General features: G+C 44.3%; 21 protein-coding genes and 2 pseudogenes. 14 read left to right on the top strand and 9 right to left on the bottom strand.

Annotation, left to right across the window (positions count from 1 at the left end):
• Window positions 1–185 precede the first annotated feature (185 nt).
• Window positions 186–398, bottom strand: coding sequence for a transcription antiterminator/RNA stability regulator CspE (gene cspE, locus FH974_RS08890; protein WP_047885600.1), 213 nt, complete (start codon window positions 396–398; stop codon window positions 186–188).
• A gap of 737 nt (window positions 399–1,135) precedes the next feature.
• Here cspE and FH974_RS08885 point away from each other — a divergent pair.
• The 5 genes from FH974_RS08885 (at window position 1,136) to FH974_RS08865 (ending at window position 3,201) form a co-directional block, all read left to right on the top strand.
• Window positions 1,136–1,348 (top strand): cold-shock protein, encoded by a 213-nt coding sequence (locus FH974_RS08885; protein WP_207103203.1) that lies wholly within the window; start codon window positions 1,136–1,138, stop codon window positions 1,346–1,348.
• 225 nt (window positions 1,349–1,573) lie between these two features.
• Entirely contained in the window at window positions 1,574–1,777 is a 204-nt protein-coding gene (locus FH974_RS08880; RefSeq protein ID WP_047885598.1) for a hypothetical protein, read from the top strand.
• A 400-nt stretch (window positions 1,778–2,177) separates the two neighbouring features.
• Window positions 2,178–2,363, top strand: coding sequence for a hypothetical protein (locus FH974_RS08875; RefSeq protein ID WP_207103202.1), 186 nt, complete (start codon window positions 2,178–2,180; stop codon window positions 2,361–2,363).
• 45 nt (window positions 2,364–2,408) lie between these two features.
• Window positions 2,409–2,813, top strand: coding sequence for a DUF968 domain-containing protein (locus tag FH974_RS08870; RefSeq protein WP_242551811.1), 405 nt, complete (start codon window positions 2,409–2,411; stop codon window positions 2,811–2,813).
• A gap of 124 nt (window positions 2,814–2,937) precedes the next feature.
• Window positions 2,938–3,201: a hypothetical protein gene (locus FH974_RS08865; protein ID WP_207103201.1), complete on the top strand. Its 264-nt coding sequence runs from the start codon at window positions 2,938–2,940 to the stop codon at window positions 3,199–3,201.
• Between the two features lie 33 nt (window positions 3,202–3,234).
• On the opposite strand, the gene trhA is transcribed toward FH974_RS08865, so the two are convergent.
• Both trhA and FH974_RS08855 read right to left on the bottom strand, forming a co-directional pair.
• The gene (gene trhA, locus FH974_RS08860; protein ID WP_207103200.1) at window positions 3,235–3,897 is read right to left on the bottom strand and encodes a PAQR family membrane homeostasis protein TrhA; all 663 of its coding nucleotides are present in this window, start codon (window positions 3,895–3,897) and stop codon (window positions 3,235–3,237) included.
• Between the two features lie 87 nt (window positions 3,898–3,984).
• Window positions 3,985–4,134 carry a hypothetical protein gene (locus FH974_RS08855; RefSeq protein WP_207103199.1) on the bottom strand — a complete coding sequence of 50 codons (150 nt, stop codon included), beginning with the start codon at window positions 4,132–4,134 and terminating at the stop codon, window positions 3,985–3,987.
• A gap of 243 nt (window positions 4,135–4,377) precedes the next feature.
• On the opposite strand from FH974_RS08855, the gene hflK reads away from it, so the two are divergent.
• The 5 genes and pseudogenes from hflK to FH974_RS08830 all read left to right on the top strand — a co-directional run bounded on the left by hflK (window position 4,378) and on the right by FH974_RS08830 (window position 9,001).
• Window positions 4,378–5,454: an FtsH protease activity modulator HflK gene (gene hflK / locus FH974_RS08850; protein WP_242551810.1), complete on the top strand. Its 1,077-nt coding sequence runs from the start codon at window positions 4,378–4,380 to the stop codon at window positions 5,452–5,454.
• On the top strand, window positions 5,451–6,446 hold the full coding sequence (gene hflC, locus FH974_RS08845) for a protease modulator HflC (protein WP_207103198.1): 996 nt from the start codon (window positions 5,451–5,453) through the stop codon (window positions 6,444–6,446). The genes hflK and hflC overlap by 4 nt, the downstream gene beginning before the upstream one ends.
• Complete coding sequence (gene nhaA, locus FH974_RS08840) at window positions 6,443–7,783, top strand: Na+/H+ antiporter NhaA (protein WP_207103197.1); 1,341 nt, start codon at window positions 6,443–6,445, stop codon at window positions 7,781–7,783. The genes hflC and nhaA overlap by 4 nt, the downstream gene beginning before the upstream one ends.
• A gap of 94 nt (window positions 7,784–7,877) precedes the next feature.
• A pseudogene (gene tdh / locus FH974_RS08835) lies at window positions 7,878–8,036 on the top strand (L-threonine 3-dehydrogenase); the annotation flags it as partial.
• A 401-nt stretch (window positions 8,037–8,437) separates the two neighbouring features.
• Window positions 8,438–9,001: an NADPH-dependent FMN reductase gene (locus tag FH974_RS08830; protein ID WP_207103196.1), complete on the top strand. Its 564-nt coding sequence runs from the start codon at window positions 8,438–8,440 to the stop codon at window positions 8,999–9,001.
• 371 nt (window positions 9,002–9,372) lie between these two features.
• Here the strand turns inward: FH974_RS08830 and FH974_RS08825 are convergent.
• A pseudogene (locus FH974_RS08825) lies at window positions 9,373–9,603 on the bottom strand (IS110 family transposase); the annotation flags it as partial.
• Between the two features lie 177 nt (window positions 9,604–9,780).
• The gene (locus tag FH974_RS08820; RefSeq protein ID WP_047885546.1) at window positions 9,781–10,113 is read right to left on the bottom strand and encodes a PBPRA1643 family SWIM/SEC-C metal-binding motif protein; all 333 of its coding nucleotides are present in this window, start codon (window positions 10,111–10,113) and stop codon (window positions 9,781–9,783) included.
• A 1,073-nt stretch (window positions 10,114–11,186) separates the two neighbouring features.
• Between FH974_RS08820 and FH974_RS08815 the strand changes: the two genes are divergently transcribed.
• The gene (locus FH974_RS08815; protein ID WP_047885712.1) at window positions 11,187–12,782 is read left to right on the top strand and encodes an ABC-F family ATPase; all 1,596 of its coding nucleotides are present in this window, start codon (window positions 11,187–11,189) and stop codon (window positions 12,780–12,782) included.
• Window positions 12,783–12,919: 137 nt separating this feature from the next.
• Window positions 12,920–13,372, top strand: a complete 453-nt coding sequence (locus FH974_RS08810) for a YaiI/YqxD family protein (RefSeq protein ID WP_047885545.1) — start codon at window positions 12,920–12,922, stop codon at window positions 13,370–13,372.
• An 86-nt stretch (window positions 13,373–13,458) separates the two neighbouring features.
• Here FH974_RS08810 and FH974_RS08805 read toward each other — a convergent pair whose 3' ends face one another.
• The 4 genes from FH974_RS08805 to FH974_RS08790 all read right to left on the bottom strand — a co-directional run bounded on the left by FH974_RS08805 (window position 13,459) and on the right by FH974_RS08790 (window position 18,271).
• A complete protein-coding gene (locus FH974_RS08805; protein ID WP_047885544.1) occupies window positions 13,459–15,321 on the bottom strand; it encodes a TIGR00341 family protein in 1,863 nt (620 codons plus the stop codon).
• 253 nt (window positions 15,322–15,574) lie between these two features.
• The gene (locus FH974_RS08800; protein ID WP_207103194.1) at window positions 15,575–16,747 is read right to left on the bottom strand and encodes a ParB/Srx family N-terminal domain-containing protein; all 1,173 of its coding nucleotides are present in this window, start codon (window positions 16,745–16,747) and stop codon (window positions 15,575–15,577) included.
• Between the two features lie 175 nt (window positions 16,748–16,922).
• Entirely contained in the window at window positions 16,923–17,609 is a 687-nt protein-coding gene (locus tag FH974_RS08795) for a DUF3334 family protein (protein ID WP_047885710.1), read from the bottom strand.
• A 302-nt stretch (window positions 17,610–17,911) separates the two neighbouring features.
• On the bottom strand, window positions 17,912–18,271 hold the full coding sequence (locus FH974_RS08790; RefSeq protein WP_207103193.1) for a glutathione S-transferase N-terminal domain-containing protein: 360 nt from the start codon (window positions 18,269–18,271) through the stop codon (window positions 17,912–17,914).
• A 516-nt stretch (window positions 18,272–18,787) separates the two neighbouring features.
• On the opposite strand from FH974_RS08790, the gene FH974_RS26180 reads away from it, so the two are divergent.
• Together FH974_RS26180 and FH974_RS08780 are read left to right on the top strand one after the other, a co-directional pair.
• Entirely contained in the window at window positions 18,788–19,864 is a 1,077-nt protein-coding gene (locus FH974_RS26180) for a response regulator (RefSeq protein ID WP_053061854.1), read from the top strand.
• A complete protein-coding gene (locus FH974_RS08780) occupies window positions 19,861–20,853 on the top strand; it encodes a sensor domain-containing diguanylate cyclase (RefSeq protein ID WP_084712570.1) in 993 nt (330 codons plus the stop codon). Before FH974_RS26180 ends, FH974_RS08780 begins: the two co-directional genes overlap by 4 nt.
• Window positions 20,854–20,956: the final 103 nt, after the last annotated feature.

Here is a 20,956-nt window from a genome sequence, read left to right as displayed (position 1 = left end):
AAAATTCTATGCTAAGCATAAGCTACGCTTTTCATTTGTCGACTGTGAGTTTTTATCACATAATTTTTTATACCAGTATCGCTGGCGACTTGTTCTACGAGACAATAAAAATCCTGATTATTTTAGGGGGATGGAAAACTGTGAAAGGTGATAGGTGTAATGCTTTCACATTACACCTGAAATTTTTAAATCGATGATACATTTGTTGCTTGTGGGCCTTTCTGGCCTTGTTCAACATTGAAGCTGACTTTTTGGCCTTCAATAAGCGTTCTGAAACCTTCAGATGCAATAGCTCTGAAATGAACAAACACGTCAGGTCCGCCATTATCTTGTGTAATGAAGCCGAAGCCTTTAGTTTCGTTGAACCACTTTACTGAACCAGTTGTTTTAGTAGACATAGATACCTCTGAGATATAAATAAAATTGAAAACTGCGAGCAAATGCTATTTTTTAAAACCATGAAGAGAAGCTATCGCAGGAGCTAGACGAAGGTATCGAAAGGAAACTGGGAAAAAGCTTGTACTAAATTTTTATTAATAGCCCGTTTGCAAGAGCTACGAACACTATACAGGTTGTATTGAAAATAGACAGTACTATTTTGGATTTTTTGAACACTTTTTTATTTCCTGAAGGTGTTGCGAGTTAAGTTTGTGATTTTATTGGTTTTTTGTGGTTAGCGGAAAGCATTAATATAAAACATGTGGCATTTGATTTTTGAAGTGTTGAAAGATAATTCCGATATTCATGTAAGTTGAGCGGCGTTGTTAACTATGTTTTTAAATATGATAGAGCATGAGGAAAAAGCAAAGATCCCATAATTTGGAAGTATTTCTATCTGGAAAATTTCGTCAAAACCTTTAGTGACTTTCATCTTCGATAATGGAAATGATATGCGCGAAGGTAATATAATATAGCGAAATGATTTTGATTATGAAAATAAAGTGAGAAAATTCTATCTATTTAGGGTAATCAGTGTATAGTGAAAATAGCTCTTAAACGTGAGCTATTTATGAAACATTTAGTTCAAGTATCTTCTTAGTTTTCTTTCGAATCACTTCGTTATACTACTCCTGAGGCAACTTAATCTTTATCTTCCATAAAATAGTTTCAGTTTTTAACTATTAATGAGGTTATTATGTCTAATAAAGCAACAGGTTCAGTAAAGTGGTTCAACGAAACTAAAGGCTTTGGTTTCATCTCTCCAAACAATGGTGGAGCAGATTTATTCGTCCACATTAATTCTATAGCTTCAGAAGGTGTCAGAACTCTTTCTGTAGGTCAAAAAGTAACATTCAATATAGAACAAGGCGGTAAAGGTCCGCAGGCTACAAGTGTTTTAGTCAATTAGCCTGATTCTAGAATATTACAATATAAATAGAAACCCTACTTTCAGTAAATGAATGAGCGTTTATTAATGTCGAATTTTATTTGCTAACTCTAATATTTATTCGGTTGGCAATTTTTTCATTCTTATATCAATATATTAATTGATTGATGTTCATATATTTGAAGAGAATGAATACTTTACACTGAAATTCCGTTGTAGTTATGAATTTCAACATAGGAACACGAAATGAAAAAAAATCGAGAAAAACATCAGAAGAAGGCGTGGAAGAACGGTCATGAAGCAAAATTTGAGCAGATGGTTGGAGAATACCAAAACGCTAAAGCAATGCTTGACTCCATGAAGGTAGGAACAGCTGAATACAGCCAGCATCAAAAACACTGTGACTCTCTCTTCGCAAAAGCTGAACGTTTTTTTAAGCAGCATCAATAATTCAAGATCATTAATTAACAATCATGGATTTACCATCATGGATTTACCATGATGTAAGGCATGATTAACCTTTGTACTGCATTCCTCAAAATTTGGATATGCTCCTCACAACAGGCTATCTTTCCATTCCTGAGTACACCTGTGCTGAACCATCTGCGCCGCAAAGTGCGTTTGGTAGCATGGTTGTACGAATAAGGTTCAGTTCCATTCCAAAAATGTGAGCTCAAACCTGGCTCGAAACCCAATGCATACTGTATAAACCGCCTGTATGGCGGTTTACTTATTTTGAGTATCTGAAGCTACTTTTTAACCCATGAAATGAAAGTAATGGCTATTTTACGGAACGACACTACTCATTAAAGTAAGCATGCTGCTTACGTTGGATAACAAGGAAATACGTATGTCCGCAGAAAATGATAAACAAGAAGTTACTGTTGTAGATGTAAAAATGCCATTTACGTCTATGGTTATTTTCTTAGTTAAACTCACTATTGCATCAATTCCGGCCGTTATAATTTTGAGCATTATTTTTGCTCTATTGATGGCTGTTTTTGGCGGGATGTTCCACGGGATGGGCCGATACTAAAGCCGATAAAGTACACAGCATGAACTGATTGTTCAGCAAGCCATCATGCCTCGCCGCGAAAGTGATGAACGATTTGACGTCGATACGAAGGCATTGCTGACCGACAGGGTGAAACCCATCCAGTTCAAGGTGGATGACGAGCCACCAGCGATGTACATGGCCCGGCCAAAAGAGTTGATATGGCGTAGTGAAAAGTATCTGAAGTTTGTGCGCTCGTTGCCTTGTGTGATCACCGGTCAAACTGAAAACGTCGTCGCTCATCACTTAATCGGCCACGGCGAAGGGAAAATGGGCGGCAAAACCCATGATCTCTTCACCATTCCTTTAGAAGCCAATGAACACCGCCGCTTTCATGACGATCCCAAAGCATGGGAAGCACGGCATGGCTCACAGCTCGAGTATGTGAAAGCAACGCTGAAGAGAGCCCTCGAGCTGGGGGCGCTGGGGTAGTTTCTAAAGCTTCAAGCCTAAGTATCCTTAAAGCCATTCATATGTTTTTAAGAATCTAAATATCTATGCTTTATACTTATTAATGTAAGTATAAAGCATTTTAATTGGTAAGAGGTCGGTTACTATGTTAAATGAAAGTAATGTTTCAATTTTCTTGGATTTATTAAGAATTAAATTTGATAATTCCACGGCCAGTGCTCGATCTATTTATCATGAATCTAAAGATGAGAATGTAAAAAGGGCAATCGCAGTTTCATGTGCGTTGGAGTTAATAAAAAGTGAAATAACAGGTTGTGAAATATCAAACTTAGAGTACTTACTTGATAAGTTGCCACATTTTACAGATATTATCCAGAAGTCTCTGGATGTTAAGGATGATAAAAGTTAATAATAATCATTTCATATGATTTGAATATGTAAATTAATATGCGTACCAAAGAATGGCAAAATAATGGAATGTTGTCCCTCCTATTACGAATAGGTGCCAAAGCAAGTGCCCATATTTTAAATATGAGTCAGTCGCAAAAAATATAACGCCAAAGGTGTAGGATAATCCTCCGGCAAGCAGCAATAACATTCCTTTTATCGGTACATTATTAAGCATTGGATAAAGGGCTATGACAATCAGCCATCCCATAAATAGATAAAGCCCTGTCGATAATACGGGGTGGTGGAGTCTTTGAAAAGCCTTCAGTATTACACCTATAAATGCTAACAACCAGATGCAGCCTAAGAGTATCCAACCTAATGTCCCTCTCAATACACCAAGTGTAAATGGGGTGTATGTACCTGCAATTAGTAAAAAGATTACTGAGTGGTCAATTATACGAAACAGTCGCTTTGTTCTGCCAAATGATAGCGCATGGTAAATAGTGGAAGACAGGTATAGCAATATTGCCGTCGTAGAAAAAATAATTGTTCCGATAATAAATGCCAAATCACCAATACGAACAGCATTCATAATTAGAAAAGGTGTTCCAGTCAGTATGGCAAGGAGGGCTATACCATGGCTGATGCTGTTAGCTAGTTCCTCTTTTTGCCGTCGTTTACGAGTGATCTCGAGGCTCGGTAAATGTATAGTCATAGAGTGGCATATTTTCGAAATAAAAGCCGAGCATTATTAATCTATTACAACTCGGCTTCACAAAATCAAGATGGCAAGTTGATGAAACTACTCGTTTTGATTTTTCGGTGGTGATTCGATGGGAGAACTTTCTTTTTTGTTCTCTCTTAAATGCTCTTCATCCATTCTGTCTCTGCTGGCATCATTGTCAGCCTCATGTTTTTCATGAGAAAAAATATTTTTAAGCCATTCAAACATGGTTTCACCTATTAGTAATATAACTTTAATTTTTGTCGATATTTCATCTTCCTTTAAGAGTATAGTTAGGAGAATAGATGTTAGTTATAGTTGTTTGGATAAAACCAATACTCTATGTGCAAGAAATGGTAATCAAATTGCATATAATTATTTAATTTTAATACTCCCGACGTCTTGAAAAATCATTCAACGCAAACCAGTCTTAAATGGTACTGTTTTTTCCATGTGATTGAGGCTACGTTCATGCCGACATCCAATGATCCCCCATCTTCTGATAATGTTACTCAAATCTTGGATGGTTCTACGCCAACAAACGTTGGAAATATCGTGAAAAAAAGAGCAATAAAAATAAGACGATATATTCCTAAAGGTGATATGAAAAGTGTTTCGTTGTCATTTTTGTTGGTAATTTTTTTAATCAGTTTATGGCAGGCTGTTTATACAGTTCCAAGTGACTCAATTGCTGTCGTTCAGCGCTTTGGCAAGTTCTATTCCGAAATACAACCCGGCTTACATTTCAAGTTACCGTTAGGCATAGATATTGCGACCATTGTTCCTGTTAAGCGCCAGTTAAAGCAAGAGTTTGGATTTATAACGCTCGGAGCAACTGATCCTTACCAAAACCCGTCTGAGAACGATCGTGAGATGGAAACTCAGATGGTTACAGGCGATTTAAATGCAGCATTAGTTGAATGGGTGGTTCAGTACCGCATTGCTGAGCCCGTCAAGTTTCTGTTCGAAGTGCGAGACCCCACAGCTACTCTTCGTGATGTCTCTGAGTCTGTTATGCGGGAAGTGGTTGGTGACCGCACTGTCGATGAAGTCATTACCATTGGCCGACAGGAGATTGAATCTGAAGCATTGATGAAAATGCAGGAGCTTGCGATTAAGTATGCTATGGGTATCAATATCGATCAGGTTCAATTGAAAAATATTAACCCGCCAAAGCCGGTACAGGAGTCATTCAATGAAGTGAACCAGGCTCAGCAAGAAAAAGAGAAGCTTATTAACGAAGCGCGACGAGATTACAATAAAGTGATCCCGCTAGCGGAGGGTGAAAAAGATCAGCGTATTCGAGAAGCTGATGGCTATCGGCTTAAAAGAATCAATGAGGCCGAAGGGGATGTTGCAAGGTTTAACGCACTACTGATGCAATATATCAAGGCACCTGAAGTAACCCGTAGGCGTATTTACCTAGAAACCATGCAGGCAATCATGCCTACGATGCACTCAAAAATTATCATTGATGAGCAAACCCGCAGTATCTTGCCTTTTCTTGATCTACAAGCTGACGTCTTAGAAAAAGGCGATAAGCCATGAAAAATTTCTTTCTACTGATAGCCATTTTGCTTTTTGTATTCGCTTTGCTCGCAGCTAAAGGAACCCTTTATACAGTGAGTGAAGTTGAGCAGGTCATCATAACCCAATTTGGTAAACCTGTCGGACAGCCAATTACTAACGCTGGGCTCAAAGTGAAAATACCTTTTATCCAAGAGGTTAATACAATAGATAAGCGAATATTGGAGTGGGATGGCAATCCTTCAGACATGCCAACGAAAGATAAGCTATATATCTCAGTCGATTTATTTGCCCGATGGAGGATAACGGAGCCCTTACAGTATTTTCTACGCCTCCGAGACGAGCGGAGTGCTCAGTCCAGGTTGGATGATATTCTTGGAAGTGAAACGCGTAACGCAGTGGCAAAGCATGAATTGATAGAAATTATCCGGACCTCGAAAGATCGGTTGCCTTTGAGAGATCCGCTATTGGCTGAGGGTGATAGTGATTTGACAATGGGTAACTTGGTACCCATCCATAAAGGTCGTCAGGTGGTGGAGGATGAAATTTTTATGGCCGCGGCTGATAAAGTGCGTGTCTTCGGGATCGAGTTATTGGATATCCGATTCAAAAGGATTAACTATAACGCAAGTGTGAGACCCAAAATTTATGACCGGATGATCAGTGAACGTCGCCAGATTGCGGAGCGTTTTTTGTCAGAAGGGTACGGTGAAGCGGCTAGAATCCGTGGTAATCGAGTACGAGATTTAAATAAGATTCAATCTGAAGCTTATCGTAAAGTGGAGGAAATTAGGGGTATTGCAGACGCTAAAGCTGCAGCAATCTATGCGCAGGCTTACAACCAGAGCCCACAGGCGGTAAGCCTGTATGAGTTCACTAGGACACTGCAAGTCTATAAAACGATCATGTCAGAAAATACTACATTAGTGTTATCCACTGATAGTGACTTATTTAAGTTTCTAAAGAGGATACAACTACCAGAAAGTGATCAAGCAAAATCAGAAAACCCATGAAGAAAACAGCTTTTAGGCCGAATGAGAGGGGACATCCTACTCAATTGCCTAAGGAATATGTTGACTGGATAACTCAACCTGTTACTCGGTTTCTGAAAATTGAGGCTGCTGCAGGGGCTGTACTGCTTTTTTTTACTATTGTTGCTTTAGTTCTTTCTAACTCCCCCTGGTCAGACACTTTCCTGTCGTTCTGGGAGATCCCGCTCGGTATAAAAGCCGGTTCATTTGAATACACGCGTTCACTTCAGGAATGGATAAATGATGCTGTTATGACGCTGTTTTTCTTTCTGGTTGCATTGGAGTTGAAGCGTGAAATTGTCTTGGGAGAATTGAAAAAGCCGCGTTTAGCATTGTTATCTGTTTCAGGGGCAATGGGCGGCATGCTGGTTCCGGCATTAATTTATTTAGTATTTCAATTAGATCAGCCGGGACAACATGGCTGGGGGATCGTCATGGCGACGGATACAGCATTTGTCATTGCTTGCCTTATCTTACTTGGTCCCCGTGTTCCGAAAAGTTTACGTATATTTATGCTCTCTTTAGCGATAATCGATGACATTGGTGCGATTATCGTAGTAGCGGTCGGTTATGGTGAAGAAATTAATTATTATTATCTTGGAATAGCGGGTCTTGGGTTCATTGGCATTAAGGCTATGGCTGAGCTCGGTATCCGCAGTATTGCTATTTATTCAATAATTGGTGGTCTGATTTGGCTCTCGGTGGACGCGTCCGGAATACACCCAACGGTAACAGGTGTCATTTTGGGGTTAATGACACCCACAATCAGGTGGGTCAGTAAAGAACGTCTGTTGACAATAATAGATTGTGTTATTCCTACGCCAACGACAAGCAAGCGTAGTGTTTTTAGGATTGATCGCAAAGTCTTAAAAACTGCCGAAGCAGCAGCTCGGGAAGCGCTTTCTCCATTAGAGCGTTTAGAGATGTTACTGCATCCTTGGGTTGGTTTTGTCATTATGCCTCTTTTTGCCTTCGCGAACGCTGGCGTACAGATCTCTTTTTCGGAACTATCCGGAAGCTTGTATACAGCTATTGTTGCTGGCCTTGTCATAGGGAAGCCCACCGGAATCATCTTGTTTAGCGGATTAGCAACATTAACTAAGCTGGCTGTGCGACCGCCAGATCTACCTTGGCTCTACATTATTGCTGGTGGCATGCTTGCAGGTATAGGATTCACCATGTCGTTGTTTATTGCCCACTTAGCTTTGAGCCCTGAACTCGTTGATGTAGCGAAGCTCGGTATATTATCTGCATCCTTATTTTCAGCGTTGGTGGGAATAGGGTTACTTAGTTGGCTCTGTGACCACGGTTCTAGCTAAGACGAAATTCACATTATTCAAATAGCCACATTTAACCCCACAGGATAGAGAAAATAAATTTATAACTTTAAAGTACTTATTGGTTATCTTGCCGGAGATGTTCGAAACTTGGTACAAGATGGCAAGCTTGTTCCAACTTGTCTTGGATTTTAACCCAATTATCACCCACCACTTAAAGGTTGATGACTTCCAAAAAGGCTTCGACGCCTTGCGTAGCGGGCGTTCTGGCAAGGTTATCCTTGATTGGGAATAAGATTTAGAACACTCCGAAAGCTCGCTTTTTCATTTCCACTGTTTTGTATGCATAAACAGTAAAATGGAAGAGGCGGAACGTTATTTAGCCCCACGAAGGGTTCCATTTTGGTCCCACGGATTGTCCCAGCATGCCGTACGTTGGGGTGTGTGACTGATATATGGGTACCCGTTTTGTAAGATCATCACTTATACGGTGCCGCTTTAAGCGAGAAACGATAATCTACCTTCCTTTAGTCATAAGGATCTACACTGACTCATAAGACTTCCGACTGTGTACTTGTCATACTTAGAAGAGGTAAACCTCTTTATGACCCTAATTTCAAGATTTTATAAGTCATCAGAAATACCGGCGAGACAGTGGTTTCTATGGCTACCTATTAGACGAGGGAGATAGACACGATGCCATACAAATTGAACACTATTATTTGTAGTACTCGCCCTGGTCGAATTGGTCCATCAATTGCCCGATGGTTTGATGAATTTGCCAATCAACATGATGAGTTCAATAGCAACTTGGTTGATTTAGCAGACGTTGGACTACCAATGTACGATGAACCCAATCATCCATCTTTAAAACAATACCAAAACAGCCACACTAAGGCATGGTCGCGATCCGTTGAAGCGGCTGATGCATTCGTTTTTGTTTTACCCGAGTACAACTACTGCCCACCGCCAAGCTATTTTAATGCACTCGATTATGTGTACAAGGAGTGGAATTATAAGCCCTGCGGTTTTGTGAGTTACGGAGGTGTATCGGGAGGCCTGCGTTCAGCACAATTGGCAAAACAATTGGCGACCACAGTAAAAATGATGCCAATGATGGAGGGCGTGATGGTACAAATGGCCAGCTCCCTGATTGATGAAAATGGTAATTTTAGTCCAGCCAAACACCATGAATCATCGGCAACAGCCATGCTGAATGAATTGGCAAAATGGACCCGAGCCCTTAAAACCATTCGATAGGAGCTTTTCATAAAGCCAGTAATGACGATTGGTGAAAAAACACATTTTATTTTCATGGGTATTCTGGCTCGTAAACTAAAATTGGCAAGCAGATAGCCAATAAAGCCCTCAACATGAACTGAATGTTCAGAAACCCACTATGGCTATACTACTAGTAATTGTCGGCAAACTAGCTAAGGCACACTTGAAGAAGAGTGTGGGAGATGTCGTGATGTTAAGTCGAAACCAGTTTATCCTGGATTGCCTTAATGCTGTCCAAGACGGACAGGAAGCAATTAAAGAGATTGTTGCTGAGGCAGTGTCTGACCCTTTAAAAGTCGTTACGGTTCTTGGTGAGAAAAAGCATGCGGGAATTTATCCGCTGTATCAATTTTAGATGCCATTATCTTTGCAGTGTGACCCAACCTCACCAGTTCACGAGCCCAATAATGGGAAGCTCCACAGGCTTCCATCCCGACAATGGCTGGCGGGATATTGGCAAAGGTCGAAAGGACTTTAGAGCGAGTTATTGTTTTATGGATCAGTACCTTTCCTTGCTCATCTTCGCCGTGGATACTGAACGAATGTTTGGCTAAATCAATGCCATAAATTGATAGTGACATGGTGTCCTCCAAGGACGGTAGTCAGACTTACCCAGTGTGGCAGAGCCTGATGAGGGGGAGTCCATGTCATTCGTTATACCGCTTTAACTTAGGCACAGAGCACCGTATCAAGTGAGTGTTAGATCTAGTTTACAAAAAAACCGTCAGATGACGGCTTTTAAATTAATTATCAGTAGCTTAAGCACAGCACTTTTTGTATTTTTTCCCACTTCCGCAAATGCATGGCTCATTACGGTTTGGTGTTTTGTCATAGGTAATAGTTTTAGGCTTGTTTAATAGCGTATCAAGCTCAACTGTGCTCTCTGGTTGGTTTGAGTCTATGACAATATGGGCCACTATTGAGTGCTCAGAAAGCAATGTTTCGATCTCTGCTTTACGAGCCTCGGTTGGGACGACAACATTGATTGGAGCTTCTTCAGTGCCTGCTTTTACATCACGATTTACGTTGTAGCCTGAAATGACGTGGTTTTGTCTAGCATCGATTCGACCTTTGAAAAATAGTTTGGACATTTGAAACTCACTGATGATTGGTGTGGTGTAATTTGGCCGCGATTATACGGGACTATGGCAATTGATAAAGAAGTTCCTACGTTGTGCATCGGTTCACGATATCGCAAACGGTTCAATAGGGGCTGCCAGCGCGTGGCGCTCTCAGTTGTTCAAATCAGTAGTTGTGATTACGGTTTTGATTTTGAGTTCAGGGTTTTGCGTTGTCAGCCCTTTAACCGGGCTACATGGACTCCTCTAGGTTGTCAACAACAGTGTCAGGTGATGGACGGTTTGGGACTGCCGCTCTATATTCGGTCTGTTTATTAGCTTTTGATGCCATGACCCTGTGACCCTACGCGGTTGCGGTTCCTCATTCGTTAGAAGGCTCTACAGTACCCGCCGCATTATCAGCTCTCCCGCAAAAGGTCTTAACCTTACATCATCATTGGCTATTGCAATGACCTGGAGAAGTCAGCTATTCCGTTAGAAAACAGCTTGGTTTTATATAGGTTGGTATTCGGTGTTGTTACTGAGCAGCGACCATAGTATCCGAGTATTTTGGGCGACCAGAGCAACAATGGCCCGTTTAAAACCCCGCCGCTCGGCTTCAGATGCCATTATCTCTGCAGTGTGGCACAACTTAACCCGTTCACGAGCCCACTAATGGGAAGCTCCGCATGCTTCCATTCCAACAATGGATGGGGGATAGTGGCAAACGTTGAGAGGACTTTTGAGCGAGTTATTGTTTTATAGAACAGTACCTTGCCTTGCTCATCTTCACCGTGGATACTGAACGAATGTTTGGCCAAATCAATGCCATAGACAGATGGTGGTATTCAGGCAAAGCCTTGTAAGTTTCACCTGTAGAGAGGCGTGAGTGCCTATCCATAACCTTCCCATTACCTCTGCCCATAAACCGTCCTGTGCTATCGCTAACAACGGGCTTTCAGACCCGTTTTATTATGGGGTGATGCCACTGGCAGAAACTGATATACTCCACGCTCATCACGAAAAGTCGTTCAGGCAGGAAGCGTGGCTTTGACCCTGAAACGGCTTTTTTAATGCTTGAAAGACCTAATTATTGGAACAGTACATTGATTTCAACAGCTAACATCACAATGCAGTTTGGCGATAAGCCTCTGTTTGAGAACATTTCCGTTAAATTTGGTGAAGGTAACCGTTACGGCCTGATCGGTGCGAACGGTTGCGGTAAGTCGACGTTCATGAAAATTCTTGGCGGCGAACTGGAGCCTTCTGCCGGTACTGTTTCCAAGGATCCTAATGAACGCATGGCGAAACTGGGCCAGGACCAGTTTGCATTTGAAGCGTACACCGTTGTTGATACCGTGATCATGGGTCACAAAGAACTGTGGAAAATCAAAGAAGAGCGTGACCGTATTTACGCAATGCCGGAAATGTCTGAAGACGACGGTATGCGTGTTGCGGACCTGGAAGTAGAATTCGCCGAAATGGACGGTTACTCTGCTGAAGCGCGTGCCGGTGAGCTGCTGCTGGGTCTGGGTATTCCTGAAGATCTGCATTTCGGTCTGATGAGTGCAGTTGCTCCGGGCCTGAAAGTTCGTGTTCTGTTGGCGCAGGTTCTGTTTGCTGACCCGGAAATCATGCTGCTTGACGAACCGACGAACAACCTGGATATCCACACGATTGCCTGGTTGGAGCGCGTTCTGCTTGAGCGTAACTGCACCATGATTATTATTTCGCACGACCGTCACTTCCTGAACAGCGTTTGTACACACATGGCTGACCTGGATTACGGTGCACTGCGCTTGTTCCCTGGTAACTATGATGAGTACATGGTTGCGGCGACTCAGGCGCGTGAGCGTCTGCTGGCTGATAACGCGAAGAAAAAAGCACAAATTGCAGAGCTGAATACCTTCGTGAGCCGCTTCTCTGCTAACGCCTCTAAAGCTAAACAGGCGACTTCACGTCTGAAGCAGATCGACAAGATCCAGCTGGAAGAAGTGAAAGCGTCAAGCCGTCAGAACCCGTTCATCCGTTTCGAGCAGGAAAAAGAACTGTTCCGTAACGCGCTGGAAGTGGAAGGTCTGAAACAGGGCTACGGTGACAACATCCTGATTAACGGCGTTAACCTGATGGTTGAAGTGGGTGAGCGCATTGCGATCATTGGTGAGAACGGTATTGGTAAATCCACGTTCCTGAATACGCTGGCCGGTGCAATGGAACCGATGTCAGGTATGGTGAAGTGGTCTGAAAATGCCAATATTGGCTTCTACGCGCAGGATCACTCTGCAGACTTCGATACCGATATGAACCTGCTGGACTGGATGGGTCAGTGGAAAAATGAAGGCGAAGATGAGCAGACCGTTCGTGGTATTCTGGGTCGTATGCTGTTCTCACAAAATGACATCAAGAAATCTGTACGTGTGATTTCTGGTGGTGAGCAAGGCCGTATGCTGTTTGGTAAGCTGATTATGCAACGACCAAACATCCTGCTGATGGATGAGCCAACCAACCACATGGATATGGAATCTATCGAATCGCTGAACCTGGCGCTGGAAAACTACAAAGGCACACTGCTGTTTGTTTCCCATGACCGTCAGTTTGTATCGTCTATCGCGACGCGTATCATCGAAATCACGAAAGACGGTATTGAAGACTTCCACGGTACTTACGATGAGTACCTGGCGAAGAAAGGCCTGGAAGGCTAATTTTCTGTATGTCGTCATCGACGAGCTAAAGCCGCCTTATGGGCGGCTTTTTAACACAGGCGGGTTTCGACGAGTCAGACTGATAAAATCAAACGTTACAGAGCGCAAACCATTGCGCTTAATTAAGTGGAGCCAAAATGAAAATCTGGGTCGATGCTGATGCCTGTCCAAATGTCATCAAAGAAATTCTGTTTCGAGCGGCAAATCGGGTAGGTATCCCAGTGACACTGGTAGCCAATCAGTTCATTCGTGTGCCGCCTTCCCCGCACATTAAGTCCATTCAGGTCGAATCCGGCTTTGATGTGGCAGACAATTATATTGTTCAGCAGGCAGAGCAGGGTGATTTGGTTATCACTGCCGATATTCCGCTGGCAGACGAAGTGATTACGAAAGGAGCGTTAGCTCTTAATCCCCGTGGCGAAATGTATACCAAAGACACCATAAAGCAGCGCCTGCAAATGCGTGACTTTATGGAAACCATGCGCAGTTCCGGTATCCAGACCGGTGGACCGGCTCCTCTGAGTCAGGCCGACCGTCAGAACTTCGGTAACCAGCTGGATCGGTACCTGAGCCGCTATAAAAAGGCGTAATCTTACTTCGGCCTGAATGGCGAGCCAGTCATAGCCATCATTGCTGTAGAGCTGTAGAGCTGTAGAGCTGTAGAGCTCTTTCCGTTTTATTCGCGGCGAATGACCAGTGTGGCCTCAAGAATCACAGGCGTTTGTAGTTCTTGCTCAATCGCCTGTTTGATGTTGTCGAGATCCTGCTCGCTCAGAGCATGCGGTGTCATGATTTCTAAACTCAGTTCCAGCGGTTTCACATCCCGTGCACTGACCTGCCGCAGCACAACCTGATTGATAGTCAGTCCCTCCAGAGCTTTGATGATTTTAGCTTCGTGCGATAAATGCACAAAGCTAATCAGCAGTGGCACACTCACAATAAAAACTGCCAGCAGGGCAACGGCAAGCCCTTTTTTTGCCCGGGTGAAGGGGGCGAACCCCAACATCAGAAAGGTGACTGATGCAGAAAGAACAATGCCTGCCAGGTTGGTTAAAAACAGCAGTAAAGCCCCCCAAGCGACATGAAGATCTGCCCAGCCAATCCCAATGCCGGTCACGGCCAGTGGGGGCACCAGAGCCACCGCAATAGCCACGCCCGCCAGGCTTTTTGACGCGTCGATCCTGGCATGTGCATAAGCGCCCGCAATACCGGAAATGACGGCAACTCCCAGATCCAGTAAGTTAGGACTGAGACGGGCCTGAATCTCCGGTGTCACAATTTCCATCGGCAGGATAAAGCTGGCCAGCGCAGCGAAACTGGTGGCCATCAGCAGGCCGGTCAGCAGGGTTTGTGAGCTGGCACTCAGCAGTGAGGTGTCCTGCCTGACTAAGGCCATCGCGAGGGAAATGATTGGAGCCATTAACGGTGCCAGAATCATTGCGCCGATGATCACGGGGGCTGAACTGGCAAATAGCCCAATGCTGGCCAGCAGGGTAGACAGCACCATGAGGGTCAGGAAAGAGGGTGTCGCCGACGCATTTTCCCGCAGCAATTGATACAGTTCTCTAAATTCATCAGTGGCCGCGTGCGTAATGAAAGGCAGTGGCTTATCAATCATGGCGGCAATTGCCCCTCCGGCCGGTAAGTTAACAATTTTCCGGCTTTCTTTGCTGCTACCGGGGTTGTCACTTACCGGAAGAGGCTCACCGCCCAGAATACACAAGCTGCGGGGGGTTGTTTCAATAATCAGCTCTTGGGCTGTACTTTCAATCCCGTCCTGAAGGAAGGTCATCGGATTTTGCACGCACAGCATCAGCGTGCGTGATTTGATAAAACCGAGTAAACCCGGTAGACGGGGATCCCGGCGAAATGGGGCCGTAATAAATAACCGTACCAGTTCCATAATGCTGTGTGGTGCCAGCACAATCGCATGGCACATGCCGTCATTGACACTGGAGGTACTGAGAATATTGCGTGATAACGCCGTGCCATGAGCATGGGAAATGATCAACGTGCCTATTGCGGCAGTTTCCACTGTATTCTCGCTTTCCGTCGTAATCGTAAATTTCGCCGGAATGAAGGTTTTGACTTTACTGAGGTTGACGAAGACTTTTTTCAGCTTTTCCTGCCAGTTCAGGTTTTGGCGATTCAGGCCAAAGATGCTGCCTCGTCCCAGAATAACGGTATCGAGCACGACACTGCCGTTGCAGCGTAACACATCAACATGAAGGGGCTTTGCGTCACAGGCCAACTGAATGGCGTTATCAAGTTGTTTGGGGATACCAAAACCACGGCATGCATGACCGGCTTCCGGGTGCGGAAGAATCGCCAGTTGCCATTGATGAGCGACAGCCGCATCAATAATCGCTGGGATATGAGCATCACTGATATAGACAAATACCCGGCAGTCTGGTGTCAGCGTAATGGGTTCCACTGATGGCCAGATGACAGGCAAAAGGGTGTCGCTGAATAATGGGATGACTTCTTTGCTGACATTGTCTTTGTCGGATGCTGAAAAAAGAAGAAAGGTATCCGCCATGCTCTCCTCCGGGAGAAGAAAGTGCCTCAGCCTGCATTCGGGGTGGCATGTTCAGAATGCTCTTGAAACAAAAGGGCTTGTACAGCGGAAAGTATAGTCAGCAAAACAGGCTGTCAGTGGCCTGTTTTGCTGAAATCAGATCATTGGGAAAGTTAGCTTTGGAAAATAGAATGAAATCCACTTCGAGGTGGCAAGGGGCATTTAACCCGGCTGATAACGGGCTAAATCCATCCTCATACATGTTGGCGGACGTTTATTTTTCCGGTGTTTCTTTCTCGGTAGTGCTTTGTTTATCAGTAGCGCTTTGCTTATCTGCACTGCTTTGTTTGTCAGTGCTGTTTGGCTCTTTGCCAGAGCCAGCGTCCGACTTTTCTTCACTGTTTGCTTTATTGGCCTTCTCTTTTTTGGCTTTCTCTTCTTCCAGAACGACTTTCGGGGTCGATTTGACTTTCTGGGCGAGTCGATAGGCCACGCTGAGTCCAAACGGCGATTTTTCGTTGGTTAGCAGGGCTTCTAGCGCCTTGCTGTCCACCTGATCGAATTGACCCATCATCAGTGCTGTACGTTTGGATTTGCCAATTTCCTGATCATCGAGAAGATCAACCATAATGGTGGCAGCTTCCGTTAACGCGGTGGCAAACTCTTCAGGATCATTAAGGTCGTATTCAGAGATTTTCATCTGTTTGCGAAGTTCCAGCGCCCATTGCAGATGCAGAAACGGCACCGTAGCACTGGTGTTATCTTTGCCATCCGGCTTCGGTGCGGTGTAGCTGATGCCGTTTAACAGGTTAACCAGGGTCAGGTATTTGTCGTGCTTAAGTTGCTTCATGCCAATGTATTCCGGCAAATCATCCGGGCTGACTTTCTTTCCCTTGAAATCGTAAAGCCAGACGGCGTTGTCATGGTTCATTTCGGCCCAGAAATCATCACCGGATTCAATGAGGTTATGACTGACCTTTACCGTGATTGGCACGCTGGTGCCACCGTTAGGCATATCCCAGAACGTCGACAGCGCTGTCAGGCGACTGGTCAGATAGAGCACGCCATTTTCAGGCCCAACGACAACCGTGGCCAGTGCGTCAGCATCGCTGCCGTTTTTGGCAGTACAGGTATAGCTGTCCGGGTTAGTAGGCATGGAGTCCTCTGTCCAGGACTTCACTTTTTGTGCCCCGTTAAGGCGACACAAATCGTTGAACATATTCGCCGGATCATTAGCATATCGCTGCAAATTCGCGAAAATGGCATCGTAATCGAGTACAGCCTGAGTAGGCAGGAGCTGATCAAGGCTAACGGAAATGATATCGCCGTTCTCCAGATTGCTGTATTGGCTTTTTGCGCTCTCTTCGTCAGCCTGACAAACAGGAATCAGCAAGGCACCACAAAGAATGCCAGTGAGTAAACGAAGATGACGATGCCTACCGCGCATAATAAAGAAACCCCGAGTCGAAATATGATAGAAGTCTAGCAAATTCAAGTTGCAAGACGTGTTTCATCATTGAGGGGAAGAGAAACGCCGTCAAGCTCTTGTCACTGATGCCAAGATTCAGTTAGCCCATATTTCCGATGGTATGCGCTAACTGAGGTGTCGCCTAGGTTAGCAGTTAAATACCCAGTTCATCCAGCAGATCTAAATCAACTTCGGCGTGCTGCGTTTTCGCGTGGGTTGATGCTGCTTGGGCCTGTGAATGGCGGGTTTGCTCAATAATGCTGTCTGGATCAAGTTCATCCGGATGTTCAAATTCTTCAATCTGGATAAACTCCGTTTTATCCATCGCCAGTTCCAGATAGAAAATATTGTTTTTAGCCGTAGTAAAACTGACTCGGCGAGCCTGCGGACGCTCCAGGTTAGTATCGACTGACAGCATAACCTGTTTGTTGAGTGCCAGCATTTTAGGCTGGTTCTGAGTGATAGAAACCTGCAATTCACGACGAACTTTACGGGTGAAATCACCCACCACCTGATTCATTAATTCACCCAGTACATCGGCAACTTCATCAGACGTGTGGTGAATAGCCAGCTCATCCTGAGCCATGCCCATTTTCAGCATGTATTCCTGATAAAGCTCAAGTGCAGCTTGTTGAGAGAAATTAGTGACGACCAGGCCGGTAAAGCCGCCGTCAAATAAGACAAAGCAACCGATGTCTGGCTTTAGGCTGGTTTTTTGAATTTTCTGCACCATGGCAGAGTAATGAACAGGACTGTCTGTAGCGGTGGATAAAACCGAAGCAATTGACTGACAGAGTTTCAGCAGAATATCGTCAGTTGTAATAATTTTTGTTTTTTTCATGTCACAAAATGAGTTAAACGTGCGAAAGCGCAGTGTGGCACTAAACACGTTAAATTGCACAACTCCGAAAGCGGGGAGTTGATGTTGCTCACTAATTTCTCAGGGAGCAGGCAGGAAAAGTGGAAAGAATCTGCACATGACAAAGCGATAAAGCTTGTTGTTGTGAAGCGGCTTGAAAAAAGCGATCACACAAATGGAAGAAAAAACGGGGAGAGGAATATCAGCCAGCACCGGAGACCGAGACTAGGTGGCGAAGGGGATTTATCCCTGCTGGCTGAGTCAGAACAACGAGTCAGTACAAATCAGGCAAAGCGTTGTTCAAGGTAAGCGACAATGTCGTTTGACTCGTACATCCACTTTACCTGGCCAGATTCGTCTTCGATACGCAGGCAAGGTACCTTGCGTTTACCACCTTGCTCAATCAGCACTTGCTCATTGTCCGGTTGTTTGGCATCAACAGTCGCCAGAGGCAGGTTCAGGCGTTTAGCCGAACGACGAACTTTGACGCAGAAAGGGCAGCTTTCAAACTGATAAAGCTGAAGCTGTTTTGCTTGATCATTGACTTGTTGCTGAGCATCTTCACTGCGTTTCATTGCACGTGGAGAAAAAATAGCGTTGAGCAACAGAATAAGCTGGCCCAAAACCAATCGGATGACTTTCATGAGGGACTATCCTTTTGAAACAATTCTTAACACCATGTTGTGGCCGACATGATAGCGACTTTCATGTTCTGATAAAACCATGATTAAAGGAGGGGTATGGCGGTTGGTGATGCAGGCTGACGAAGGATCAACTAAGCGCCCGAAAATGAACAAAGGTATTTATGTTTGCCGCCATATTGGTACTTAATACGGTACTTATTTGGCGAAAATGGAAGATGGATCGTGGCATTATTGAGGAATGAAACTTTTGTATTGATGTGAATAATTCCCTCGGCATCCTGCTGTTGCAGTAGCACGCTTATATTTCATCGCTATTTATTCATAGAAATAATAGGAGGCGATGATGAAAAAAACGATCTATCTCACTGCATCATCATTTTGTGTTGCGACCTAATTTCATTATTTATTTAATTCATTATCATAATCGATGAATAATTTATGAGAAGGCATGAGTTCGTGCAAAGTAAAAAGACAATTTTAATTTGTGATGACTCGCCGGTTGTCCATAAAGCTGTAATGAAATATTTGGGGGACGCCGAAGCGCTGACCCTGCTCAATGCAGAAAATGGTGAGCAAGCCATCGAATGCATGAAACAGCACAAGGTGGATGTTCTTTTTCTTGATTTAACCATGCCTGTAATGGATGGGTTTGAAGTACTGCAAACCTTACCGGTGAATCCGTACCCGACGAAAATCATTATTCTGTCTGCGGATGTGCAAAAACAGGCGATGGAACGCTGTATCCAGAATGGAGCCACTTTTTTCCTGCCGAAACCATTCAATCAAGCCATTCTTGTTAAAGCCCTGGAGCGGGTCGGCATAACGCTTGCTTTTCATCAAGCCTCGTACAGTGATACAGCAAGCACGCAAAACGTAAGCCTTCAAACCGAGGTTCATCAAACAGATAGCCCTGAAACAAACTCATACGTACATCAGAATTCGCATCCAAACGCATTGTCAGCGGCTGCATCTTCCTCAACGTCTGCCATTGCTTCCACCCAGCCTGATCGGAACCATGTTGGCCAGGACGATTTTCTGACCGTGTTTAAAGAAGTAGCGAATGTGGCATTGGGGCGGGGGGCTGCAATTATCTCTGATCATTTCGGTGAATTTATTAAAATGCCCATGCCCAATGTGGCGATGCTGAGCACGGGGGAACTGGCTATGGCCATTCTTGATATCAAGCAGCAGGCTCAGTCTAAAGCCATTGCGCAGCGCTTTGTCGGTGGTGGCATACATGGAGAGGCCCTGGTGTGCCTGCATGGTCAGGATATTAAAGCATTTGGTTATCGTCTGGGCTTCGGGCAAAAAGACGAATTCAAAAGTGAGGTGGTAATGGATATTGCCAACCTGATGGTATCTTCATTTCTGGTCTCGTTATCTGAACAAATGAATATCCCTTTTTCTGTTCGTCAGCCGGTTGTGATGGAAGACTATATGGTATGGGGAGAGGGTAAACGGGATCAACGCGAATTATTTACCGTGGAATACTGTTATCAGTCAGAAAATTTGGATGTCGAGTGTAATGTCTTATTCATGATGGATCACAATTCGACGGAAGTAATTAAGCGAGTGATGGAGACGTTACATTGAAAGACCTGATGAATCTGTCTGATTTTCATTTGACGATCCAGCTGATAGATAATATCGACGCCGGTGTCGTTTTGCTTGACCGTAGTTACACCGTACAGGCGTGGAATACGTTTATGCAGGCCTACAGTGGGATCAGCGCCGAGCAAATCATGGGGAAAAACCTGTTCGATGTCGTGCCCGGATTACCCTATGACTGGCTGAAAAAGAAAATAGCCTCCACGTTTAAGCTCCGCACCCGTACTTTCAGTTGTTGGGAAGATCGGCCGTATATTTTTGATTTCAAGAATTTTAGTCCGGTGACTGGGGGCTCGGTCGAAATGTATCAGAACATGACGCTGACTCCACTTAAATCCCTGACGGGAGAATACAGCTATGTCTGCATGACCATCTATGATGTGTCTGATACTGCAAAAAGTAAGAAGCAGCTCAGTGAGACAAACGCTCAACTGACTCATTTGAGCATTACTGACGGGCTGACACAGTTGTACAACCGTGGTCATTGGGAACGTTGCCTGGAAGAAGAATTTGAACGCTGCCGGCAGCGACAGACTCCGTCGACCTTGGTGATGTTTGATATCGACCATTTTAAAAAGGTGAATGACACCTTCGGTCACGTGGCCGGTGACGCTGTAATTAAAAACATTTCGGTTATGTTGCGTAAGGCCAAACGTAAGAATGATCTCGCCGGTCGCTATGGCGGCGAGGAATTCGCGGTCATTTTACCGGAGACAACGTCGGAACTGACCAGTTATTTTGCCGAGCGATTACGGGCCAGAGTTGATGAGTCGTCTGTAAAAATCGACCTGCGGGAAATTGGCGTCACTATCAGCCTGGGGATTTGTGAGTGGGCGCCGTGGATGAAGCACTATAATCAGTGGCTGGCTTGTGCTGATGAAGCTTTGTATCGTTCCAAGCAGGGGGGGCGTAACCGAAGTACTGTGTTCATTACCCAGCGCGAATCTGCTCCTCACAAGATGTCTTTGACGTAATCAAGGGCAAATTATTGGTTTTATTAGTTATATCATTGTAATTGTTTCATTTGCTCCTACAATAATGTCGTTATTGAGGCCAGTGATGAAAACGCTGTAGCAG

The sequence above is a fragment of the Photobacterium ganghwense genome (genome assembly GCF_017329545.1).
Classification (GTDB): Bacteria; Pseudomonadota; Gammaproteobacteria; order Enterobacterales; family Vibrionaceae; genus Photobacterium; species Photobacterium ganghwense.
This window is presented reverse-complemented; position numbering and strand designations above follow the sequence as displayed.